At 47.6% G+C, this 945-nt stretch carries 1 protein-coding gene; it reads right to left on the bottom strand.

Annotated elements, in window-relative coordinates; all coding sequences use genetic code 11:
- Positions 1–356, bottom strand: a 356-nt coding sequence (gene tnpA / locus ACOCD2_RS22195) for an IS200/IS605 family transposase (RefSeq protein ID WP_294059575.1), incomplete at its 3' end; no start/stop codon positions are given.
- Between the last annotated feature and the right edge of the window lie 589 nt (positions 357–945).

Below are 945 nucleotides of genomic sequence, written 5' to 3'. Positions count from 1 at the left end.
GAAGGTAGCCTAGGGTGCTGTGTAGCTGTGCTCAATCGGCACATTTCGAGCATTTTGAAGGATTTTCTGAGCATGGTATTTTTCATGGTATTATCGTTTAGTAGGAAAATAAGCCATAGAAATAAAAAAAGGCTTATTGATAATAGAGTGGAAATCATCAACAGCATGTGAATGTGGTCGCGCATGGCGTAACCCTCTATCAATTCAACACCCTGCTGACGACATAACTCCCTCAATATCCCTCCTATTTCTTTCCTCAGCGTTCCGTAAATCGATTTCCTTCGATACTTCGGAACAAACACTACATGATATTTGCAATAATGCTTCACGTGAGCTTGGCTTTGCCAGCCTCTCATAATGGCCTCCTATAGAACTTGCCGGTTCAAAGGAGGCCATTTTCTTACTTCGCACGCCGGTACGGCAGAGCCTTTTCGTGTCTCACCGCCAGAGGCGGTGGTTTACCAAGTTTTAATTAATGTGGCCCTGAGAGGGTCTATCCCCGCTTGTGCGGGGGAAACTTGTAAACTAGAGTTTAGAGTTTCAGAGGAGAAAAACCACTAAAAACCCCAATCCCCAGATAGAAAGCGCTAAGACGGAAAAAGCCTTGGCTGTATAATGGTTAGTGACAAAACAGACCATCACCCAATGGGTGCAACAGCTCAAGGCTTATGACTATTCTAACCTACAAACTCGATACCACAAACGATTTGCTGACTTCCCGCGCAGGGTTATTGTCCATTGCTCACTTGATGGAGACCTTGAGGCTTGCGGAACGCATTGATGCGTACTTTCCTCAACCCAAGAGCAATCGTGGTTATAAGCCCTCAGACGCTGCCAGCCATGGAGAGCGAAGCGAAGGCTGGTAGACCCCAGTAGCCGCGAGGCCGCACTGTTTTCCCGGCGTGCCTTGCGCCAGAGGGAAAACAAAGTAGGCCTCCGAACGCG

Source organism: Thiolapillus sp. (genome assembly GCF_048562965.1).
GTDB lineage: Bacteria > Pseudomonadota > Gammaproteobacteria > Chromatiales > Chromatiaceae > Thiolapillus > Thiolapillus brandeum_A.
The sequence above is the reverse complement of the archived record's forward strand: the minus strand, read 5'-3'. Positions and strand labels throughout refer to the sequence as shown.